Origin of the sequence: Vogesella mureinivorans, assembly GCF_007644035.1 — a bacterium.
Lineage (GTDB): Bacteria > Pseudomonadota > Gammaproteobacteria > Burkholderiales > Chromobacteriaceae > Vogesella > Vogesella mureinivorans.
Genome location: NZ_VMTV02001097.1, coordinates 1 through 292, shown reverse-complemented (window position 1 = coordinate 292; position 292 = coordinate 1). Strand labels below are relative to the sequence as shown.

Genomic DNA, 292 nt, shown 5'->3' with positions numbered 1-292 from the left:
ACTGCCTGACATCTCCTTTCAACCGCCGCGCGGACTCCGTTCGCGCGCCAACCTCGTTAGAAACAACATCAACCCTATGACCGACACACTCACCCCCACCCGCGACGATTTCGCCGCCCTTCTGGACGAACAGCTTTCCGGCCGTGATCTCGGCGAAGGCCAGGTCGTCCATGGCCGCGTCGTCGGCATCGAAAAGGACATCGTCATCGTCGATGTCGGCCTGAAGACCGAAGGCCGCATCGCCATGCGCGAGTTCGGCCAGGGCGATGGCGCCGACCTGCCCAAGGTGGGC

General features: G+C 63.7%; 1 pseudogene. It reads left to right on the top strand.

Annotation, left to right across the window (positions count from 1 at the left end):
- Window positions 1–76 precede the first annotated feature (76 nt).
- Window positions 77–292: pseudogene (locus FLQ44_RS22915) on the top strand (hypothetical protein); the annotation flags it as partial.